The organism is Moraxella osloensis (assembly GCF_001553955.1).
Lineage (GTDB): Bacteria > Pseudomonadota > Gammaproteobacteria > Pseudomonadales > Moraxellaceae > Faucicola > Faucicola osloensis.
The window spans coordinates 510,883-533,611 of record NZ_CP014234.1 but is presented as its reverse complement, the minus strand read 5'-3'; the positions used below and the strand labels follow the sequence as shown (position 1 = coordinate 533,611).

Annotated in this window: 15 protein-coding genes, 1 tRNA gene, 1 other RNA gene and 1 pseudogene; 10 read left to right on the top strand and 8 right to left on the bottom strand. The window is 45.4% G+C overall.

Annotated features, from left to right (window positions below):
* Nucleotides 1-62: 62 nt before the first annotated feature.
* From AXE82_RS02315 to AXE82_RS02295, 5 genes are all read left to right on the top strand, one after another.
* Entirely contained in the window at nucleotides 63-725 is a 663-nt protein-coding gene (locus AXE82_RS02315; RefSeq protein WP_227713342.1) for a prepilin-type N-terminal cleavage/methylation domain-containing protein, read from the top strand.
* Nucleotides 722-1,162: a type II secretion system minor pseudopilin GspI gene (gene gspI / locus AXE82_RS02310; RefSeq protein WP_062330932.1), complete on the top strand. Its 441-nt coding sequence runs from the start codon at nucleotides 722-724 to the stop codon at nucleotides 1,160-1,162. The genes AXE82_RS02315 and gspI overlap by 4 nt, the downstream gene beginning before the upstream one ends.
* Nucleotides 1,159-1,983, top strand: a complete 825-nt coding sequence (locus tag AXE82_RS02305) for a PulJ/GspJ family protein (protein ID WP_062330929.1) — start codon at nucleotides 1,159-1,161, stop codon at nucleotides 1,981-1,983. The genes gspI and AXE82_RS02305 overlap by 4 nt, the downstream gene beginning before the upstream one ends.
* Complete coding sequence (gene gspK / locus AXE82_RS02300; protein WP_227713343.1) at nucleotides 1,935-3,233, top strand: type II secretion system minor pseudopilin GspK; 1,299 nt, start codon at nucleotides 1,935-1,937, stop codon at nucleotides 3,231-3,233. Before AXE82_RS02305 ends, gspK begins: the two co-directional genes overlap by 49 nt.
* A 217-nt stretch (nucleotides 3,234-3,450) precedes the next feature.
* Complete coding sequence (locus AXE82_RS02295; RefSeq protein WP_062330923.1) at nucleotides 3,451-4,749, top strand: NCS2 family permease; 1,299 nt, start codon at nucleotides 3,451-3,453, stop codon at nucleotides 4,747-4,749.
* 59 nt (nucleotides 4,750-4,808) lie between these two features.
* Here AXE82_RS02295 and ssrS read toward each other — a convergent pair.
* A non-coding RNA gene (gene ssrS, locus AXE82_RS02290) (6S RNA) lies at nucleotides 4,809-5,007 on the bottom strand.
* Nucleotides 5,008-5,476: 469 nt separating this feature from the next.
* On the opposite strand from ssrS, the gene gpmI reads away from it, so the two are divergent.
* Nucleotides 5,477-7,099: a 2,3-bisphosphoglycerate-independent phosphoglycerate mutase gene (gene gpmI / locus AXE82_RS02285; RefSeq protein ID WP_062330920.1), complete on the top strand. Its 1,623-nt coding sequence runs from the start codon at nucleotides 5,477-5,479 to the stop codon at nucleotides 7,097-7,099.
* 23 nt (nucleotides 7,100-7,122) lie between these two features.
* Complete coding sequence (locus AXE82_RS02280) at nucleotides 7,123-8,640, top strand: S41 family peptidase (protein WP_062330917.1); 1,518 nt, start codon at nucleotides 7,123-7,125, stop codon at nucleotides 8,638-8,640.
* A 482-nt stretch (nucleotides 8,641-9,122) separates the two neighbouring features.
* On the opposite strand, the pseudogene cysE reads toward AXE82_RS02280, so the two are convergent.
* From cysE to dnaE, 4 genes and pseudogenes are all read right to left on the bottom strand, one after another.
* A pseudogene (gene cysE, locus AXE82_RS12435) lies at nucleotides 9,123-9,669 on the bottom strand (serine O-acetyltransferase); the annotation flags it as partial.
* 79 nt (nucleotides 9,670-9,748) lie between these two features.
* Complete coding sequence (locus tag AXE82_RS02270; RefSeq protein ID WP_062330914.1) at nucleotides 9,749-10,585, bottom strand: RNA methyltransferase; 837 nt, start codon at nucleotides 10,583-10,585, stop codon at nucleotides 9,749-9,751.
* A 24-nt stretch (nucleotides 10,586-10,609) separates the two neighbouring features.
* Entirely contained in the window at nucleotides 10,610-10,954 is a 345-nt protein-coding gene (locus tag AXE82_RS02265; RefSeq protein ID WP_062330911.1) for an Hpt domain-containing protein, read from the bottom strand.
* 172 nt (nucleotides 10,955-11,126) lie between these two features.
* Nucleotides 11,127-14,696 (bottom strand): DNA polymerase III subunit alpha, encoded by a 3,570-nt coding sequence (dnaE, locus tag AXE82_RS02255; RefSeq protein WP_062330905.1) that lies wholly within the window; start codon nucleotides 14,694-14,696, stop codon nucleotides 11,127-11,129.
* 148 nt (nucleotides 14,697-14,844) lie between these two features.
* Here dnaE and AXE82_RS02250 point away from each other — a divergent pair.
* Nucleotides 14,845-14,920 (top strand) — tRNA-Arg (locus AXE82_RS02250).
* A gap of 76 nt (nucleotides 14,921-14,996) precedes the next feature.
* Here the strand turns inward: AXE82_RS02250 and AXE82_RS02245 are convergent.
* Nucleotides 14,997-15,398: a hypothetical protein gene (locus tag AXE82_RS02245; protein ID WP_062330902.1), complete on the bottom strand. Its 402-nt coding sequence runs from the start codon at nucleotides 15,396-15,398 to the stop codon at nucleotides 14,997-14,999.
* Nucleotides 15,399-15,709: 311 nt separating this feature from the next.
* Here AXE82_RS02245 and pdxA point away from each other — a divergent pair, with 311 nt between their 5' ends.
* Nucleotides 15,710-16,762, top strand: coding sequence for a 4-hydroxythreonine-4-phosphate dehydrogenase PdxA (gene pdxA, locus AXE82_RS02240; RefSeq protein WP_062330899.1), 1,053 nt, complete (start codon nucleotides 15,710-15,712; stop codon nucleotides 16,760-16,762).
* A gap of 87 nt (nucleotides 16,763-16,849) precedes the next feature.
* Here the strand turns inward: pdxA and AXE82_RS02235 are convergent, their stop codons facing one another.
* Together AXE82_RS02235 and AXE82_RS02230 are read right to left on the bottom strand one after the other, a co-directional pair.
* Nucleotides 16,850-17,662 (bottom strand): M23 family metallopeptidase, encoded by an 813-nt coding sequence (locus tag AXE82_RS02235; protein ID WP_062330896.1) that lies wholly within the window; start codon nucleotides 17,660-17,662, stop codon nucleotides 16,850-16,852.
* A 283-nt stretch (nucleotides 17,663-17,945) separates the two neighbouring features.
* Nucleotides 17,946-19,268 (bottom strand): MFS transporter, encoded by a 1,323-nt coding sequence (locus tag AXE82_RS02230; protein ID WP_062330892.1) that lies wholly within the window; start codon nucleotides 19,266-19,268, stop codon nucleotides 17,946-17,948.
* Between the two features lie 129 nt (nucleotides 19,269-19,397).
* On the opposite strand from AXE82_RS02230, the gene AXE82_RS02225 reads away from it, so the two are divergent.
* Nucleotides 19,398-22,685: a BamA/TamA family outer membrane protein gene (locus AXE82_RS02225; RefSeq protein ID WP_062330889.1), complete on the top strand. Its 3,288-nt coding sequence runs from the start codon at nucleotides 19,398-19,400 to the stop codon at nucleotides 22,683-22,685.
* Nucleotides 22,686-22,729: the final 44 nt, after the last annotated feature.

Sequence of the window (22,729 nt, the reverse complement as noted above, 5' to 3'; positions counted from 1 at the left end):
TAACTATCATCACCCACGGTTAAGCTTTATAAATTATCCCTGTTTTGTCTGAGTGCATAACGATGCGATTGCTGGTTGGTCGGTCTTGTAAAACTTTCACTCCCGCACCCAGTGCGATGGGTGGGCAACAAGGGTTTACCTTAATCGAAATCATGGTGGTCATTGTCATTTTATCTATTTTTGCTGGGATGATGAGCCTATCGGTAGGGGGTAGTGAAAATCGTAGAAACGCGGCGTTTTATGAGCGTCTGACCAGTAATCTTGATTATGTACGTCTGTTATCAACAGAACGCATGCAGCCTTATGGGCTGGCAATCAAACTGCCGCAAAATGACGCGCCCAATCAGCTAGTGGTGGTTAAATTAGAAAACGCCTTTACTAATTCTCAAAGTGCTGTTGGCAATGCCAATGCCGCAACAACCTCGCAACCTGCGCCACCCCAATGGGTGATAGAAAAACAAATTCCACCGCTGGATGTGCCAGACCACCTTGACGTCAAAATCCGCCCACTCGATAACCCATTTAACACCACCGCCGCCCAAAATGCCCAACCCACCGTCAACTGGTTGAGCAGTAGCGAAGCACCGCCTGTGGTGTGGTTTGGGACAGGTGAGGCGACACCCGTGCAAATCAGCATCCAAAAAACCAATGCCGACAAACAAACCTTTGCGGTTGGCAATCCCATCATCGTCAACCAAGCTGGGGCAATAGAGGTGGCAAAATGACTATTGCCACCTTAAATAGACTGGCTACCTTAAATAAACTGGCTGTCAGGCAGCATCAGCAAGGATTTACCTTGCTTGAAGTTATGGTAGCGTTAGCGATTTTGGCGGTGGTTGCGATATCAGCCAGCCAAGCCAGTCGCAGTTATGTGCAGTCTGTCGATAACATGAAAACGCGCACCTTTGGCTATTATGTGGCGCAAAACATTCTGGCAGAATTACGCGTACAAAAAACTTGGCTCACTGCATCCGATACGCGGCAAATCGCCTCGCAAGGCCGTCAATGGCAAGTGGTTATCTCACCGCAAACCACACAAACCAGCCAAGGCTTTGTCCAACCCATTCATATTCGCGTCGCGCCTATTGTCGATGGCAGCGCAAAAAAAGACGTGGTGGATATTGATGCGGTGTTGGTAAAGGATATGGGGACAACGCCGTGAGCCGTTTTTTTATTGATTGCTCTGCTGCAACAGCAGCGCATAAAAAATCCCAGCAAGGCTTTACCTTAATCGAACTGATGATTGCGTTGGTGATTTTTGCCATGCTGGCATTGGCGGGATGGCAGATTATGGATAGTCTGACCAAAAGTCGCGAGCGCGGCTACCAACATCAAAAATCATTATCACAGCTTGATTATGCTTATTTACAGTTGTCACAAGATTTGGCGCAAACCAGCAATTATGTGGCAGTGCCAATCCTATCAGCGACTGCCTATGCCAATGCCAATAATACGGCATCGACCAATACTGCCGCTATGACGCCAACTTTCGTATTAAATGCGTCACAAATAAGTTTTATCCGTTTTGCCGCGCCCGATCCGCGTTATCAGTCGTCACCTATGCTAGCAAAAATACAATATTCGGTGGCAGGGGAAACGCTGACAAAACGGCGTTTTTACCAGTTAGATAACAACAACGAAACCCCTGCAACCAGTGTATTATTGACAGGTATCAAAGATGCCAGTTGGCGAGCATTGACGCCTGACGCGGTGAGTGTGTTTCCAGATGAAGCCACGCTGCAAAAGCTACAGCAAATCCAAGCGCAAAAAAAGACCAATCAAACGGCCAATGCTTCAACCAATGCGACTCCTAACCCACCTGATAACGCAACAGATCAAAATGGCAATTTGCAAAACAGTATAGATTTAATGCCTTATCAGCAGTTACCACGCGGCATCGAGCTTAATTTTAGTTATCAAGGCGAGCCGATTACTTGGCGATTTGCATTACCCAGTACCCCGCCAAACGCGCCAAACCCATAATTCAATCAAATTCTAGCAAATACACCATGCCAACAAACGCCAATCCGTCTAAAATTCTTGCAAATGTTGCCATAACAAACCCGCCATATCGGCATGGGCAACAAGGGATGGCGCTCCTGACGATTTTGTTGTTGGTGGTGGCGATTACCATCGTGGCAGGCAGTATGCTTGCCAATCAAAAAGTGATGATTCGAGAATTTGAGCTGACCAAAGGTCAAGGGCAGCTTAGGGAATATGCCTTGGCAGGCGAAGCGATGGCGACCAATTTGATTGCGCAAGACAGCCAAGTCAACCAAGTCGATAGTTTAACAGAGGCTTGGGCAAAACCGCTGGCACAGCAAACCCTAAATCAAGCCAAAGTCAGTATTAAAATTGACGATGATGCCAGCCGTTTTAATGTTAACAACCTGTATCATGATGGCAAAGTGGATGATACGGCACTGGCTTTTTTTCAAGCGCTGTTACAAGCCAATGGCTTATCGCCCAATATTGCGATGGCGGTGCTGGATTGGCAAGACCCAGACAGTGACGCCCGTGCCGATGGTGGCGCAGAAGCAGCGTATTATCAAAGTACGGGCAAAAAAATGGCGCTGGGTATTGCCAACCAGCCTTTTATCTCAATCAATGAATTGCAACATGTGCGCGGTATGGATAGCGAAGGATTGCAAAAATTAGCGCCGTATCTGACCGCAGTGCCATATTATCTGCCCATGAATATCAACACGGTGAAGCCCGAACTATTAACCATACTAGTGAATTTACCTACCGAAGCCAATGGCAACCAGCCGCAAGGATCAAACCGTGCGGACAATGATGGCAATCCACAATCTGGGCAAGACACTAGCGCAGCTTCAAATGTGGCAGCTACCCACCAAATCGACGATAGGGCAATCATCAATTGGGCGAATGCCCGAGAAAACAACCTACCGGTGCAAACCTTGACTCAACTGTGGGCAGTGCCAAGTTTTGCCCAGATTGACGAGCGTAACAAAGCACGCATCGCCAAGCTGTTAGCCACCCAGAGTCAAAGTTTTCGCGTCGTTGTCAGCGTCAAAAGTGATGATAAGCAGCTTTTTTTGCATAGCCAAATCGCTAAGATTTTACCTAAAGCTGACAATGACCCAGCAGCTGCTTCTGGTGTGTCAGCGACACCCATTCCAGCACCAACCAATACGCAAAATGGCACGCAAAATAACACGCTGCCACAAATCATCACTTACAACCGCCAATTTTTACCCTTTGCCCAATAACGCAGCAGCGCAATAAATTGGCTTTAAAATTCTCAGTTATTTTATGTTTATTTTAATCAGTTATTTGTTGCTGGCGTATTCTAGGGTAAAATAGGGGGTTTTTCTTGGGCGTTGTTGAATGACAATGGGGCAGAAAACGGGCACAAAAGCGTTGTCAACACAACGGATACAGATGTAACCTAGACATAACCTAGACGCATAAATTGGGTGAATATAGATGAATGTAATCGAGCGCTATTTTGGCATAGATGGCCGCAATACAACGATAAAAACTGAAATTCTGGCAGGTCTAACCACCTTTTTGACCATGGCTTATATTATTTTTGTCAATCCCGACATGCTGGCAAAGACAGGGATGGATAAAGGGGCGGTATTTGTAGCGACATGTCTAGCCTCAGCGCTGGGCTGTTTTTTGATGGGATTGATTGCGCGTTTGCCGGTGGCATTGGCACCTGGCATGGGTTTAAATGCGTTTTTTACCTTTACCGTCGTCTTGGGAATGGGTAAAAGCTGGCAAGTGGCGTTGGGGGCGGTGTTTATTTCAGGCTTGCTGTTTGTGCTGATTAGTGCCTTTAAACTGCGTGAATGGATTATCAACGCCATTCCCTATACGCTTAAACAAGGTATCGTCGCAGGGATTGGGGCGTTTTTAGCATTTATTGCGCTTAAAAGCTCGGGCATCATCGTGGCAAGTCCCGCCACGTTTGTGACGATGGGCAAACTCACCGATTTTGGCCCTGCGATGGCGATTTTAAGTTTTTTTCTGATTGTCGTATTTGTGCAGCGTAAAGTCCCTGCAGCAGTGATGTTGTCAATTTTAATTGTGACGGTGATTAGCTTGTTGGCAGGGGAAACCCATTACTCAGGGATTGTGTCAATGCCGCCATCGATTGCACCGACCTTTATGCAGTTAGATATTGCAGGCGCGCTTGATGTGAGTATGGTTAGCGTGATTTTTGCCTTTTTATTTGTGGTGTTATTTGATACATCAGGCACATTAATCGGCGTGACCAAAAAAGCGGGGTTAATGTCTACCGATGGTCAAATTCCGAACCTAGGTAAAGCCTTGTTTGCTGACTCAACGGCGGCTGTGGCAGGGTCGTTGCTAGGGACGTCATCGGTAACGAGTTATGTAGAAAGCACAGCAGGCGTGGCAGCAGGTGGACGCACCGGTTTGACCGCCATTGTGGTAGGCGTGTTATTTTTATTGGCGTTATTTTTTGCGCCATTGGCTGGGATGATTCCTGCGTATGCAACGGCAGGTGCGATTTTTTATGTCGCGGTATTGATGTTATTTACGCTGCGTGAGATTGATTGGGATGACTTGACCGAAGCATCACCTGTCGCGGTAGTGCTGCTGTTGACGCCGCTTACCTTCTCAATCGCGGATGGGATTGCGTTAGGTTTTATCACCTATACCATTGCCAAATTGGTGAGTGGACGCTATAAAGAAGTGAGCCCTGCGGTTTGGGTGTTAACGGCGATTTTATTGGCAAAATTGATTTTTTTAAGTTAATCAATGGCTGAGCAAAAAAAACCATCTAACCCAATTCGGCTAGATGGTTTTTTATTTAATTTTGGTCCAGAGTACCGCTGTCTATGTGAACCCATGAACTGTAACGTTCAGGGTGGGTATGGCAACCACTCTTAAGGCTTCCTGAATCATCGCAGCGTAGCTGGATGCAGGCTTGCACAACAAGTGAAAAGAACGCATACCCTTATATAAATTATCAGCTCAGGTAAAACCATAAACTGGCGAATACCCCAGATGCACGCATTGTAGCAGATTACCTAAGATGATGCAAAAGCTCGCTCATTAATTCAATGATTGATTAAATTAATCAAACTTGACGGTCAAAATACTATTAAAACCGTCAAAACATATCACAAGGTTTTTGCTCTCATCATATCGCCTGATATCGCTTAGCAGTTAACAGTTAACAGGCTTAGCAGTTAACAGAATGACGCAAAATCTGGGTTAAAGAGATTAAGCGAGCTATGCTATAATTTTCAAAATTTTTTTAATACTAGGGCGTGTCCCTAATTCGGAACAAAGTATTTTTAATGGCCTAAAAATGCCTAAATCTGGCAAAACTGCGTTAAATTGTTTGACAATATTCCAATATTATCTGCACAATTTGCCTTGTTTTGCTGGCGATTTAGTCTATTTTTAGCCTCATTATCCAAATAGGGACACGCCCTAGTTTTGTATTTTCCTTATTTTAGCTTTTCTAGAGGCAACAATGAATCAAGCGTCTAACTCGGTTAACCATCAATCGACGGTTAAAAAAATCCCCCATGTGTTGATGATTTTAGATGGTTTTGGGCATCGCGAAGATGAGCGTGATAATGCGATTGCCGCGGCGCACACCCCAAACCTTGATTATTTATATCAGCATTATCCGCATGGCTTGATTTCAGGGTCAGGTGAAGACGTGGGTTTACCCGCAGGGCAGTTTGGTAACTCTGAAGTCGGGCATATGAATTTGGGTGCAGGTCGTATTTTGTATCAAGATTCTACCCGTATTCATAAAGAAATCCGCGAACAGCAATTTTTTAGCAACCCTGCATTAACCGAAGCAGTGCAGCTTGCCAATGACCGACAAGCCAATGTGCATATCATGGGATTATTATCCGACGGGGGAGTTCATTCGCATCAAGATCATATTGTCGCGATGGTGGAGCTGGCATTGCAGCAGGGTGCAAAGCAGGTCTTTATCCATACATTTTTGGACGGTCGTGACACGCCGCCTAAAAGTGCGGACAATTATGTCGCACAATTACAACAAGCACTTGCCACGCTTAATGAGCAATATGAGGGCACGGCTTATTTGGTCAGTCTTATTGGTCGCTATTTTGCAATGGATCGGGATAAACGTTGGGATCGGGTACAGCAAGCGTATGATTTGCTAACCCAAGCCAAAGCAGAACGGGTGGTGCAGTCAGGCGCTGAGGCGATTAGCGCAGCGTATGGCGCAGATGAAAGTGACGAGTTCGTCAAACCGACTTGGGTGCGTTATGCTAACCAAAACGCTGACTTTGGTACTATCCAAGACAATGACAGTGTGATTTTTATGAATTTTCGTGCCGACCGCGCCCGCGAAATTAGCCAAGCACTGGTTTCAGCTGATTTTGATGGCTTTACGCGTGAAAAACTGCCAACGCTGTCAAAATTTGTGATGCTGACCAAATACTCCGATGAATTACAAAACAATGACGTGACCAGTATCGCCTTTGAACCGACATCGCTAACCAACACATTGGGCGAGTATTTGCAATCGCAAGGTAAAACCCAACTGCGCATTGCTGAAACCGAAAAATACGCGCACGTGACTTTCTTTTTTAGTGGTGGGCGCGAAGCAGAGTTTGAAGGGGAGCAGCGGATTTTGGTCAACTCGCCTGCGGTTGCTACTTATGATTTACAACCCGAAATGAGTGCGCCAGAGGTCACTGAAAAATTGACCCATGCCATCAATTCCGGTGCGTATGATGTACTGATTGTGAATTATGCCAATGGCGATATGGTAGGGCACACCGGTGTGTTCGATGCCGCTGTCAAAGCCGTCGAAACGTTAGATAACTGTGTGAAAACCATTGCTGATTGTGTGCTTGCCAATCATGGGCATTTACTGATTACCGCTGACCATGGCAACGTGGAGCAAATGCAAGATTATGATAGCGGACAGGTACACACCCAGCATACCACAGAGCTAGTGCCATTTATTTATGTCAATGAGCAAGCGCCTGATACCGTGCACATTCGCACGGGTGGTAAGCTATCGGATGTGGCGCCAACCCTATTGGACTTAATGCAACTTGCCAAACCTGCCGAAATGACAGGTGAAAGCTTAATCGTAGCAAACTAACAGTTAATAGGTACAACTATCGTATGGTAACGCAGCGTCTCAAACCACTATCTAACCCTACTTTCAAAAGACACGTTATCGTGCTGGCATTGTGGGGGATAGGTTCATTGGGTTATGCTGCTAGCCGACCGACTGTCAGTTCGCCTGTCAAACCACCCGTCAAATCTGCTACCTCAGTTGCGGCTAAAACCAATAAAACGGCATTAACACCTGCAATCACTCAAGCGATTGCGGGAGCCAATCCTGCTATTGCCGTTCCCATCAGTGGGGTGAATGCAGCTAATGGTGTACCCGATGGCGCTGATAACGACAATTTGTCGGATGACGGCGCTGACGATGGCGGGGAAGTGGATATTACGTCAACCGCCCCTATAGTGACTAATCCCGCCAATCAGCCAAAAGACACTCAGCCCATCGCGCCAGCTTCTGAGCAAATCCAGCAAGTGGCATTGGGGGCAGTATCACCCGTCACGGTTGAAAAATTTGTCAAAATGATTGATATCATCCGTCAAAATTATGTGACGAATGTCGATGATGAATCGCTTTTTGCCAATGCAATGGCAGGCACTTTAGCTGGTCTCGATCCTTATTCTGAATATCTAGATGCAAACGCGTTTGAAAACTTAAGGTTATTTACCGAAGGCGATATTGGCAGTATTGGCGTGAGTGTCAGTTTTCATGCCGATGTAGATAGCTGGGTGTTTGATGATGTGCTGCCCAACTCGCCTGCCGCAAAAGCCGGTATTCAGCGCGGCAATTATTTGCATCAAATTAATGATAATAAGTTAGACAACACCCGAACCCCGCAAGACGTCGATCAGCTGCTAACAGGCATCGCAGGGACAACGGCTCGGTTGTTAGTCTCGGATAAAGGCCGTCGTAAACATCTGGTGGTGGTGCAAAGAACCTTGCTACAACAACAAGCCATGAGTGCCAACATCATTAATGGCGTTGCGGTGGTGCATATCCCTGTGTTTCAAAACAACACCCAGCAGCAATTTTTAATGGCACTCACCAAATTAAATCAGCCCTTTAGCGTACTGGTACTTGATTTGCGCAATAACCCAGGTGGCGTGTTGTCAGCTGCCAATGATATCGCAAGCTTATTTATGAACGATAAAGTAGTAGCGCAGATTAAAAATCGCCAAGGCATACAAGAGGTGATTCGCACGCACGGCAAAGCCCAATTTGCCGACTTACCGCTGGCCGTGTTGCAAAATCGTTATTCCGCTTCGGCGGCTGAAGTATTAGCCAGTGCGCTACAAAACAACCAACGCGCCAAGGTGTATGGCGAAACCAGCTATGGTAAAGGCTCTATCCAAAGCATTGTACCCATCAATGATAATGAAGCGGTAAAGCTAACGGTCGCTCATTATTACTCAAGTAAAGGTGAGAAAATTGATGGCGTAGGCGTCAAACCCGATGTGGTTTTGACTGGCGCAGAAACGAGTTGGCTAGATCAGGTATTAGCGGATTTGCAAACCACCAAGCGAAGCTATCAATTTTTACTTAAACCTACGCCAACGCCCCAGTCTTTTTAAGCTAATCATCTAAGCAGTCACCCAATAACCTCTCATATTTATCATCGGGTGGAATCTATTTTATGATTCATCTTCCATAAAAAATTGCGGATCGACGGCATCCAAATCGCGCACATCAAGTTTGGTATAGTGTTTTTTGCAAAAATTTGGATCCAATTTGCACATTGCACTTTGCAATTCATCAAGGCGTGCTTCAGACTGGCGAATGTGCTCAAGCATTTTGATAAAAGTCATTGCCACAGGGTCTTGGGTGTTAGGGTCAATCCCATATTGATGAAAAACGCCCGCTTGCTCTAACTTAATTTTATTGCAATCATCCTCACTGGTAGCAGAAGTATTGATAGAGATTTGTTCAATCGCTTTCATCTGCTCAGCATCGGTTGTTTTTTCGATGACGGTTTTTTCGATATAATCGTCAGCTGGGGTTACCCCATTATTTGCCAAGCTATCAAGCCCCATTTGCTCTGCTTTGGCTTTATCATGAATCAAACGCGCGGCACCGCCTACCATGGTCGCGCCTGCAGGCACTTCTTTGACAACGACAGCATTGGAGCCGATTTTGGCATATTTACCCACGGTAAAGCCGCCTAATACTTTGGCGCCTGCACCGACAACCACGCCATCTTCCAGCGTGGGGTGGCGTTTGCCTTCACTTAATGATACCCCGCCAAGCGTGACGCCGTGATACAAGGTGACGTCATCACCGATTTCGGCGGTTTCACCAATGACCACACCCATACCATGGTCAATAAAGAATCGCCGCCCAATTTTTGCTGCAGGGTGAATTTCAATCCCGGTCAAAAATCGATTGCCAAAGGATACAAACCGTGCCAAGCCTTTGTTATTGTGTTGCCACATACTGTGGGCGACGCGGTGAATCAATAGCGCATGCACGCCAGGATAAGTCAACAGTACTTCAAGCGTGTTACGTGCCGCAGGGTCACGGTCAAACACCGCTTGGATGTCCTCTTGTAATTCTGCTTTGATGGTCTGGATTTTTTTGGATAAATTTTGGATGACGGACAACATACTGACTACCGATTTTATAAAAATTTTAAGGGATTATGATATCACGAACTCATCAATTGCTTGAAAATTTTAAACAAGCTTAGGATTTAAGTAATTTTGCGATGGTGGCTTGCAGTAACTGATATTCTTTGATATCAAGCTGTAATCTACTAAGAAGTCGATTAATACGCTGAGGCATCACTTTAGATTGGGCGGGATTGTAGATAGCTAAATTCTCCAGCAATGCCAACAGCCTATTTTCTAGCTGTAAACGCTGCTCATTTGAGATAGGCGGCTCATCCCACTGCTGGCGAAAAGTCAAATCAATGGATTTTTCAGCCGCTGTTTTTGCTGTCAATGCTAATTCGGCAGTTTCGTAAAAAACGCTGGCAATCACTTGAACCGCAGCCGCCACATTTAACACCCCATACTGCGGATTGGCAGGAATTTGAATATGGTAGTCGGCCAATTGCAGCTCTTCATTTGTTAAACCCCGATCTTCACGACCAAACACAATGGCAAGTTGCCAATTGCGATGCGCAGCATCTGTCATTACATCGCCAAGGTTGTGAAAATTAGTGACCATCAATTCGGCCGCTTGGCGGGGCGATAAGACGGGTCTTGGAATATGGCGTTGGCGACTACTGGTAGCAATCACCCAGTGGCAATCTTGCAGGGCTTGCTCCAGGGTATCACAAATGGTCACAGTATCTAAAATTGCTTTGGCACCTGCGGCATGGGCATAGGCATCCTCGTCAATCGGTAGTTTGGGCGCCACCACCGTGAGCTGCGTTAGTCCCATGGTGTGCATAGCGCGGGCGGCAGAGCCAATATTGGCAGGCAAGGTGGTATTCACCATCACAATGCGAATACCGGCTAAAAATGCCGCAAGGGTTGAGAAGGGTTGCTGGGAAGCGTTAGTGTCAGTCGTTACCATGGGTTGTCAAATTTTAGCCATTCGTTACGCAATAAGCGATTGTATTTGGTCATTCACTGCATGGCATTCTGCTTTGATTTCTTCAATCAATTGTTCATGTTGGTGGATATGACCAGTGCGGCAGATTTCTTGCAGTTTATAACAAAGTTCGGTCAGCTCGGTAGCGCCAAGGTTAGAGCTAGCGCCTTTTAAGCCGTGCGCTGCATTATACCCCAAACGGTTGTCTAAGTTGGCATAAGCTGTTTCCATTTCCGATAAACGTTGTAAGCTATCTTGCATATAAGTATGCATCAAATCGACAAAATCTTCGTCAAGTAACGCTCTTAATTCTTCAAACTGGGGTAGGCTAATATGGGATGGCTGAGTCATATGAGTTTCCTGTTGATGGGGCATTGAATAAAACATCATTGATTAAATTTGATTGGCTTATTTTAGCTCATATCTCATTGAATTTTATCAAAACTTTGATGAAAGTCAGTTTAAGGGATATAAACGTTTATCGCAGGATGGGTTTATCGACCAAATTCACCAAAATCAGACGCTAACTAAAATGTAAATGCAAATCTTCCTCATTGACCAAGCTTTTGAGTTTGCCAAAATTCTCTTCTGTCGGCACAATTTGCCAATGCGTTGGCATATTAAGATGGGCAATCGCATAGTCGTTATACACACATAGGTTAATCGGTACCCCTAATTGACCCGATTGAGCCAATGCATTGGCGGGCTGACTGTCCGCAAATTGGGCATTGTCGGCAGGGTGATTCAACTGATGCGATAAATAGTGAATTGTTGAGTTATTGGCGGTCGCTAACAATTGCTGTATTTGTTCAAATAATGCCATATCATGACCTGCAATTTTGATGCTGATTTTTTTGAGCCAGCGTTTGCGCGCATCGGTTAAGGTCATTACCTCTTGTAGGCTGGCATAAAACGTGCCATCGCGTTCACGAATAGAGCCGTCGATGATCACCACGGTTTCCACTTTAAGCTTGTCTTTGACGCGGGCAAAGCGCTCGGCATAACAACTCACTTCGATACGACCTGTACCGTCATCTAAGGTAATCACTGAGCGATTACCAAAGTTTGCCACATCGAGTATCAAGCCTGCAAAAAATACGGTTTCGCCATAGCTGGTTTCGCTTAAATCGCCCAATGTCTTTGGCGTATAGCGTTTTAACTCATCGCGATAACTATCAATCGGGTGACCGGTCAGATAAAGTCCTAGCGTATCTTTTTCACCTTTTAAGCGTTCAGCATCTGTCCAGACAGGCTCACGGGGCAATGGGGGCGGCGCAGTAACTTCTTGTATATCGCTAAATAAATCAATCATCCCTAGGCTGTCATTGCTACGCTGTTGCTCGGCTGCTTGTACCGCTTTTGGCAATTCGGCAAGTAACGCGCCACGAATGTGATAAGCTTCATCCGCAGCCAAATCAGGTCGTAATTTTGGCGCAAAACTATCAAAACAGCCTGCTTTCACCAATGCTTCAAGGGTGCGTTTATTGACTTTTCGCGTGTCAACACGGCGGCAAAAATCATACAAATCGGTAAACTCACCGCCCGCGTTTCGCGCTTCCACGATAGACTCTACAGCACCTTCTCCGACACCTTTAATGCCGCCTAAGCCATACACAATGGTCGTCGGGTTAATCGGCACAAACGCCCAATTGGAGTGGTTAACGCTGGGGTTTTCTACTTTTAAACCAAAATTTTCGCGGCAATCATTGATAAAAAACACCACGCCATCGGTATTATTCATGTCCGAGGTGATGACCGCCGCCATAAATTCGGCAGGGTAGTAGTGTTTTAAATAGGCAGTTTGATAGGCTAACACACCGTATGCGGCTGAGTGTGATTTGTTAAACCCGTAGCCGGCAAATTTTTCCATCAAATCAAACACGCCGCCGGCAAGTTTATCATCGATGCCTTGATCAATCGCCCCTTCAACAAAAATACTGCGCTGTTTTGCCATTTCTTCGGGTTTTTTCTTACCCATCGCGCGGCGTAGCATATCGGCACCGCCTAGACTATAGCCTGCCATCGCTTGCGAGATTTGCATCACCTGTTCTTGATAGACAATTACCCCATAGGTATTTTCCAGTATCGGCTCAAGTCGGTCATGGTCATAGATGACCTCTTCGCGGCCGTGTTTACGGTCAATGTACATATCGACCATTCCGGCATCGAGTGGACCTGGGCGGTACAGCGCACACATGGCGATGACGTCTTCAATATTGGTCGGTTTAAGCTTGGCCAAATATTTTTTCATGCCGGTACTTTCAAGCTGGAATACAGCGGTGGTATGAGCATTTTGTAGCAGCGTGTAGGTGGGCTTATCGTCTAAGGGTAACGTCTCAAGATCAAGCGGGGGCTGTTGTTCTTTAGCGCGGCGTGCATTGATGTTTTTAACTGCCGCATTAATCACCGTTAAATTGCGCAGACCCAAAAAGTCAAATTTTACCAAGCCAACTGCTTCCACATCGTCTTTATCAAACTGACTGACGGGATGACCCTCTTCATCACAATAGATGGCGCTATAATCGGTGATTTTAGTCGGCGCGATAAGTACGCCCCCGGCATGTTTACCAACGCCCCGGGTAATCCCTTCGAGCCGTACCGCCATTTCCCAAATCTCATTGGCATCTTCATAATCCATATTGTCAGGATTGTTAAGCAAATCTTTGAGCTGCGGTTCGGCTTCAACCGCTTCAGCGAGCGTAATGCCTGGGGTTTTGGGGATAAGTTTGGAGATTTTATCAGCAAGACCGTATGATTTACCTTGAACGCGCGCGACATCACGCACCACCGCTTTTGCCGCCATCGTACCAAAGGTGATGATTTGCGATACTGCTTCTCGTCCGTATTTTTGCGCCACATAATCAATGACGCGGTCGCGCCCTTCGATACAAAAATCGACGTCAAAGTCTGGCATGGATACCCGTTCAGGGTTTAAGAACCGTTCAAACAGTAGGTCGTATTCTAGCGGGTCTAAGTCGGTGATATTGAGCGAATACGCCACTAATGACCCCGCGCCTGAGCCACGACCAGGACCTACAGGCACATCATTGGCTTTTGACCAACGGATAAAGTCCATCACGATTAAGAAATAACCGGGGAAACCCATATTCAAAATTGTCGTGAGTTCAAACGCCAAACGCTCATCATACGGCTTGCGTTTTTCGGCCCAACTGTCGTCGCGTTTTTCGATGGGATAGAGTTTTTCAAGGCGTTTTTCTAGACCTTCTTGGGCGGTGCGTCGGAAAAAAGTTTCAATGGTATCGCCTTCGGGAATGGGGAATTCAGGTAAATCGTGATGACCCATAGGAATGATGACGTTACAGCGTTTTGCCAAATCCAAGGTGTTGTCAATCACCGCTGGCATATCACTAAACAGGGTAGCCATTTCATCTTGGGTTTTTAAATACTGCTCAGAGGAATAATCACGTGGGCGATTGGGATCGGCAAGCACTTGCGAATTGGCGATACACACCCGTGCTTCATGCGCTTCAAAATCATCTTCTGTTAAAAAACGCACGTCATTATGGGCAATGATAGGCACATCAAAGGCATTTGACATGCGAATGGCTTGCTCGATAAAACGGTCTTCGTTGGCGCGCTTGGTGCGTTTAATGGCAAAATAGACACGATCGGCAAATGGGGTTTGCCATTGTTGTAGTAGGCTATCGGCTTTTTCTGGGTGAGCTGATAACATGGCTTGACCGACGTCTGATTTTTCGGTGAACAGCACAATCACCCCTTCACTGCGCTCAAAAATCCAGTCACGCTGAATAATCGGTTTGCCCATGACTTGACCATCGACAAAGCCTTTTGACACGATATTGGTCAAATTCTTGTAGCCGATTTGGTTGCTGGCAAGTAGCGTTACTGTCGTATTATCATTTTCAAGCCAGACTTCAGAGCCAATAATTGGCTTGATACCAGCATCCAAGCAAGCTTTATAAAATTTGACCGTGGCATACAGGTTGGATAAATCGCTAATGGCAAGCGCCAGTTGGTTGTCGGCTTTGGCAGCTTTGACCAGCGCTTTGATGCGTACAATCGAGTCAGTGATAGAAAATTCGGTGTGAATACCAAAGTGTACAAATGCCATGGATTGCCTTTATTGCGGTTCGTCTTTAGCCCGCTATTATACTATGAATTGCCAAACTGCGAACCTACAAAATCAGCAATAAAACGCTTAAAAAGTATCAGCGGACGCTAAGCATTTACCATTTAATATGCTAAAATAAGAACCCTTTACGCCTATAGCTTAACTGGATAGAGCAGTTGCCTCCTAAGCGACCGACGTGGGTTCAAGTCCCGCTGGGCGTACCAGTTTTTTTGACCTAAAACCTATAAAAATAAAAAACCCAATAAAAAAATTATTGGGTGTGGCTGCAAAAAGTAAAGCTTAGCTTAAACGTTTGGCATTGGCTGCCACGCGGCTATAGATAGGGTGCATCCCTTTTTCCAGTACATGCAGGGCTTCTTGGTTGACAGCATAAAAGAAGTTTTCCAATGAAATCGGTTGACCCACGCTTAATTTCATACAGTTTGAAAACATTAATTGCCCAATATTTTGCTGGGCAACGAGCGCTTGCCAAGCCATTTGCGTCCAAGATTCAAAAAATGCGATGGGTTTTTCAGTCACCATACGTTCCATTTCTTTCATCTCTTTGGCATTGTTGAGGGGGTTTTGTTTTGCCATCATATAGATGCGGCGCTGCATGACTTGTGGTACGCGAACTGAAAAATCTTCAGATTGCTGGTACATTTTTTCAACTTTTTGGTTAATATGTTCGTAGGTAGCCATAAGGACTCCATTGATAACAACAGTAAAATACAGGATTGACAGTAAAGTGTAGTGCTATTATACACTGATTTAAATTAAGTTAATAATAGCAAAATCACTGGGCATACAATAGTTACTTAATATTACCCAAATAATTAGATTTCATTTAATCAAACCATTGGTAATCGCTAACAATCATCTGTGTAATCAGGGTTTTAGTTAAACTCATGAGCATGAAACTATTTTACCAAGTTAACAATGCGCCACATGTGGTAATGAATTTAAAAAATACTAACTGATAGCTTTATCAGTGTTTATCAAAAGGTATAAAAATGACCGTTCAAAGTCTTCCCTTAGTGATTACCTCGGGCGAACCTGCGGGTATTGGGATGGATATCATACTGATGCTTGCCGACAGACAGCAATTAAACCTGCCCAATCGCGCTGTCATTGTATTGGCGGATATCAACGCGCTACAAGAAAGGTATAGTGAGCTTAAACAAAAGGGCGCGGTAAAATACGGATTATTGATTCAACAGTTAGCGACGCATCAGTTACATGAGTTAAAAGATTTACCGCAAATTGCGCAACCATCAGCGCATGACACTATTTTGGTGGTGGATGTACCGGCAGCACAACCTGTGGTAGCAGGGCAGCTAAATCCCCATAACGCACAAATGGTCATCGCACAGCTGCAACTGGCGCATAAGCTCGCCATCAGCAAACAAGTCGCTGCAATTGTCACGGCGCCACTGCAAAAATCGGTGATTATGACTGTGTTGCCAGATTTTATGGGGCATACCGAATTTTTTATGCAGCAGTCGGGTCTGGATAAAGTGGTGATGATGCTCGCCAATAGCCTGATGAAAGTGGCATTAGTCACCACCCATTTGCCGCTGCGAGCGGTCGCCGATGCGATTTCCCACGAAGAAGTGGCAAAAACCGTCGATATTGTCATTCATGATTGTCAGCAAAAATTTGGTCTGTCTCAGCCAAAAATATTGGTCTGTGGACTCAACCCTCATGCTGGGGAAAGCGGCTATCTCGGCAGAGAAGAAATTGACATCATCAATCCTGTGTTACAGCACTATCGCGATCAAGGTATCGATATTAGTTTGGCGATGCCAGCTGATACTTTGTTTACCCAAAAGCATATCGCCACTGCCGATGCCATTATCGCTATGTATCACGATCAGGGACTGGCACCGCTCAAATCACATGGGTTTGGCGAAACGGTGAATATCACTTTAGGCTTGCCTTATATTCGCACCTCGGTCGATCATGGCACGGCGCTTGATTTGTCAGGCACAGGCAAAGCGAGTACCGATAGCTTGTATCATGCCATTGATTATGCCAATAACATGGCGACCGCGATTGCCCTTTAATCATCCTTAACGATAATTACCCTCACAAAAAAAGCCAATCGTTATAGATTGGCTTTTTTATTGCGATTATTTTAAATAGCTGCTTGATTATTTTAAATAACTGGCAGGATTGACTGGCGTGCCACGATAACGGATTTGGAACTCTACAGCAGGTTGATTCAAATTATTGTCCGTCCCAACGGTACCGATAGTTTGACCTGCTTGCACCGTTTGGCGCTCTTGTACCGCAAAACTTCCCAGATGCGCATAGGCACTAATGTAGTCGCTGTTGTGCTGAATCAGTATCAATTTGCCATATTCTGGCAAATCACTACCGACATACAGCACTGTACCTGGCTGGCTGGCGACAACATTTGCGCCTGCTTGTCCGCCAAACCACATACCCAGCGTACCTGTTTGCTGGTTAAATGGTCGCAATAGATTGCCAGTGGTAGGACGTAACCAACCTTGTGACAAGCTGCTGGTTGGCACGATGACTTGGTTTGGCATCGGTAACGGGGTTGATGAATTATTGGCTTGTCTAGGTGGGTAATAAGTCGGGTTAGACGGGCGGGATGATTGGTTGACCGTCACAGGGCGAATGGTCGTTGGGCGATAAGAAGTGGGACTACTTGCTGAGGTTAAAATCAAGCGTTGCCCTGGATAAATGGTATAGTTGCTATCGAGCCCATTGAGCGCGCCAACCCGACGATAATCTAGTCCATAAGTGGTGGCGATTTTGCTTAAAGTATCGCCGTTTCTAACTATATAATAGTTGGGGACACCCCGTACATACACAGGGCGCTTATCCACGGTCGCGATCTTCTGTGAAGCACAAGCGGTCATCAACACCGCCGTACAGGCTATCGCACTGAGTTTTACCAGTTTGGGCGTGCAGAGTGTTTTATAAGTGGCAAACATAACCGTCATTCCTAGCAAGTGATACAAAAAAAATTACAACAAGTCAGGGTATAGTAACTAACTTTTAACCACTTACAAAGTAACTGGAGTTAACAACAACGTTTCTTTGCCAAACGATAACAAATAGCAACATTTTGGACTCAAATGAAAAAATGGCGCAAAACCCCTTGTTTATCCATTACTTGCCAGCCATCCATTGCCTAGCATTCCTAACGATTTGTACTGACTATTTAACGGGGCGATTAAATAGGGTGATAGGTTGATTGAATAGGGCGATAGGGTGTTATTCATGGGTCATAATGGGCTTGGCAGGGCTATATTTTTTTAGTTTTAAAAATAGCCAAATACCTATGACCAAATTTATCACCCCGACAATCGCAAATAGCATCGGTAGGCTCACGTTAAATAGCGTCAAACAAACAATCGAAAAAATCGCCGAACCTACCATAAATACCGAATTTAAAATATTGTTGGCACCGATAATGCGAGCACGGCTTGTTTCCGGTGAATAAGCTTGCATGTAAGCGTATAAAGGCACAATATAAATACCGCCTGAAAAACCCAATAAAAACAAATCGACAAACACACGCATAGCACCCGGCGTGGCAAAAATCATGCCGATACTATAGTGCGCGTTGTTGGCGAGTGGCGGCAAATGCATCGCTGAGAGCGTGAAATACAAGTCAATCGCAAAAATCGTCAATCCTGCAATCCCAAATGGCAATAGCTTTAAACTCACTTGGTTTTTGGTCAACGTTTTACATAACAGTGAGCCGAGCGCCGTACCGACAGAAAACAGCGTCAATAAAAATATCACCACGCTTTCATCGCCTAGCAAAATAGACTTGCTAAATTCTGGTACTTGGGTCAAAAACGTAGCACCATAAAACCAAAACCAACTATTACCCAAAATGGTAAACCACATAATCGGCAAACGATATAGATTGGCAATGGTTTGCCAGCTAGTACGAAAGATATTCCAGTCGATGGTCAAATCAGGCTGCGGCGCAGTCATGACGGGAATAAACCGAGAAGCCAGGTAGCCCATAATCGCCACAAAAACCGTCACCCCAGATATCCAAAATAGCGGACTGTCAAGCTTCATTAATACGCCAGCTAGCATCATCCCTGTCAAAATAGCCAGTGACGTGCCCATTTGAAATAGCCCATTGGCACCGACTAGCTCATCGGTGGTCATGGCTTGGGGTAGATAAGCATATTTAATAGGACCAAAAAACGCCGAATGGGTGCCCATCAAAAATAACGCAACAAATAATAGCGGATAAATCTCAAACACAAACCCAAATGCGGCAACTACCATGATGACGATTTCAAGGATTTTAATCAGCCTTGTCAGCCAAGATTTTTCATATTTATCAGCGATTTGCCCCGCCAAGGCGGAAAACAAAAAAAACGGCAATACAAACAGCATCGCCGCTAGATTGTTGAGCAAACTAACACGCATCCCCAATTTTTCCGCTGCCATAAAGGTCAGTACCAGAATCAAACCTTGCTTAAATACATTGTCATTAAATGCCCCTAAAAACTGGGTGGCAAACATGGCACTAAACCGTTTGTATTTAAAAAGCGCAAATTGGGTACTCATGAGCAATCCTAGAAATGTCTGATGATGCCTATCTTAACAAATATTTTACAAAGGGTTGCGAAAATGTTTGGTTAGTAAAATGTTTATGCTAAAATCGCCTAGTGCTCGCTCAAGGATTTGATTTTTATCATGAAACCAATAAATTTGCTACCCTATCGTCAGTCAACCGCATTGACCGATAACCCGTTCAGTTTTTTTCATGACATCTGTCCACTATCGTCCAATCCTTGTCCGTCAAATCCATGTCAAAGCCCCACCCATTCTAGCGTATCAAATCATTCGCTGTTTCGCTTGACCCCCATACGTTTGGCAATTACCTTGGTTAGTGTGAGTGTGGTGCCTGCTTGGGGGGCACAAACGCCAGCAATGCCAGCTACTGTTAGTAGTTCAGCTAACAGCTCATTTAATACTTTAGCTAACAGCTCAGCAACGAATAGCACGCTAACCACTAACAGCGTAGCGCAGACCACTGCCAATGACAACAAGGGCACCACGGCAACGCAAAATGCCACACCTGCGGCAGCTGCGCAAGATAGTATCACAACCGATGCCAACACTGCTCAGCCTTATCTGTATCAACTCAATCAGCAGCGCGTTGAAGATAAAATTGGTCAACAACTCGATAATCAGACCTTGGCAGACTTTAATAATTTCAACCAACCTGTGGCGACGTTGAAACAAAACCAACCTAGTGTCGGCTACAGTAAAGCATTAGACCAAACAACGCCGCAGTCGGTTGCCAATCAAGTCAACAATAGCAAGCCTGCAAGCGTGAATACCCAATCACAATCCCAAGCACAAGCACAAGTCACTGAGCAGCTAACAACCGAAAAACAGAATTTCGACGCGATTAATCAAAAAGTGAGCGAGCAAACCAATTTATCTAATCAAAATATCGCTAACCAAAATATTGCTAATCAAAATCCTAGTAATCAAGGCGTCGCTAATGATGCCAGTAATATCAAATCCACCGACACCATCAATCCCAATGATTACTTGCCCGCCTATCAACAGCAAACAGCGGCATTGACCACCCCACAAGCCAACTCAACCGTGACCGCAGAGTCGCAAGGCATCATGGCGCGCTTGAAGAACAAAATCATTGGTCGCGGGGAAGGGCTCAACTATATTGATATCAGCTTTGCCAATGCAGATGCCAAACTTGAGCCTGCGCGCAATATCAAAGCGGCATTGGAAAAAGTGACCGTCGAATCGGTGTCGGATTTTAATGCCAGTGTGAACAAATTACGCCAAATTGCCAAAGATGCAGCAGAGGCGGTGGGTTTTTATGACACTAAAATCGCCTTTAAGCATTTGGGCAAAGACAATATCCAAGTCAGCTTAGAGGTCGGCAAACCCGTCATCGTGCAAAATCGCATCATTGATATCCGTGGTGAAGGCGGAAAAGGCGATAACGCGCTGCCGGTGTATCCTGTGATTGAGAAAGAAATCCCACCCAAAGAAGGGGATGTGTTCAGTCATGGTATCTATAAAGCCGCAAAGGCGACGATTGAAGGCGTCGCGCAGACCAATGGTTACTTCGATGCCAAATGGCTCAACAGTTCAGTAGATATTATTTTGCCGGACAATACCGCCGATGTTGACCTAATTTATGACACAAAAACTCGCTATCATTTTGATGATGTGAAGATATATAACATTGATAAACAAGGCAATTTGACCGATGATCCCGATAAACTGCCTTTAAAACCAAAGCTGCTCAAAGCATTAATGACGTACCAAAAAGGCGATGCCTACTATCAACCCTTTGTCAGCGAATTTACCAACAACTTGACCGCCACCCGTTATTTTAATGGGGTGGATGTGGATGTCATCATGCCATCGGACGAAGCGGCAAGCGATATCGCATTTGAACAATCTGGCTCGGCGACGCTCAGCACTGCGAGCGGCAGCAGTACCACAGCCGACAATATCGCGGACACTTCTAATACAGCCGCCGGTATTTTATCCGCCAATTCAACTGATCAGAGTCTCGCATCTCAAAGCAACTCAACTCAAAGCAACTCATCTGAACTTCAATCTGCAGGTACTGTCGATAGTACAACGCAAAAAACGATCAATCAGGTGCAAGACCCCAATGACATCGCGCCGATTCAATTTGAGGTCGATGACTCGACCGAACAACGTCTCAATGCCATCAGCAGAAAAGCCAAAAACTTATTGACCGCACCCGAAGATATGGAGTTATCACCCGAGGCTGAAAATAAAAGTAAAAATCCGCTGGTGGTCATTGCCAATGCGGTCAGTAAAACGGCAAAAAAACTGGATAAAGACAAAGACTTACCCATCAAACCACGAGAAGACCAAGTCATACCAAAGCTCACGCCACGACAAGTGTATGAAACAAAGCAAATCCCAACCTATGTGGTACTCAATGCCACCAAGCCGCATGAGGCACAGGTGGGTTTGGGTTATGAAACTGACGTAGGCGTGCGCTTGACCGGTAAATATCAAAACAACTTGGTTAACCGAAGTGGTCTGCAGACTGGGGCATCAGTGGCGTTATCTAAAGTCGATCAAGCGGTGGAATTTAATGCCAGCTTGCCCTACAAGCATCCCCTCAACGATAAACTAACAGGCACAGTCGGCTATCAGCACAAAGAAGTTGATGACCTAGTCAATACCTTTGAGGCAGACACTATCTATGCCAGTATCGCCCGCAATATTTATCATGATAGTGGTTGGAATCGCACCTATTCACTGCGCTACCGTGGCGATAAATTGACCGTCGACCCTGAAAAATATAGCACCGATAGTTTGCCTTATCCTTTTAACAACTATGCATCGGATTATACCCAACAAGCCTTGTTAGCGGGTTATGCAATCAATAAAACGGTAGCAGACAATATGCTGACGCCAACGTGGGGTTATAGCCAACGTTATTCGCTTGAAGTCGGTGCTAAAGGGGCACTGAGTGACACCAATATGGCCATTCTACGCGCAGGTGGTACGGGGATGTATACTTTTGGCAAAGATAACAAACAACAAGTGATTGGGCGACTGGATTTGGGCTATCTATATAGCGGTGATTTTTATGATGTGCCTTACCGTTCACGCTTTTTTGCAGGCGGTGATTCTAGTATCCGCGGCTACAACACCGATAGTTTAGCACCGACCTATGGCGGCGAAAATTTCTTAGTCGGCGGTGATGCGTTAGCAGTAGGGTCGGCAGAGTATAACTATGAGTTTAGACCGAGTTTTCGTGGCGCTGTGTTTACCGATTTTGGTAATGCGTATGATACGACTGGCGAATATGATAACACAACGGCGGTCAGTATCGGTACAGGTATCCGCTGGCAATCACCGATAGGCTTGGTACGACTCGATGTGGCAAAAGGTCTGACCGGGGATAACAACGATGTCCGTTTACATTTCTTTATCGGTTCACCGCTATAATAATTTGGCTAAAAAACACTGCGTTATTTTGTGCAAGGTTTTTA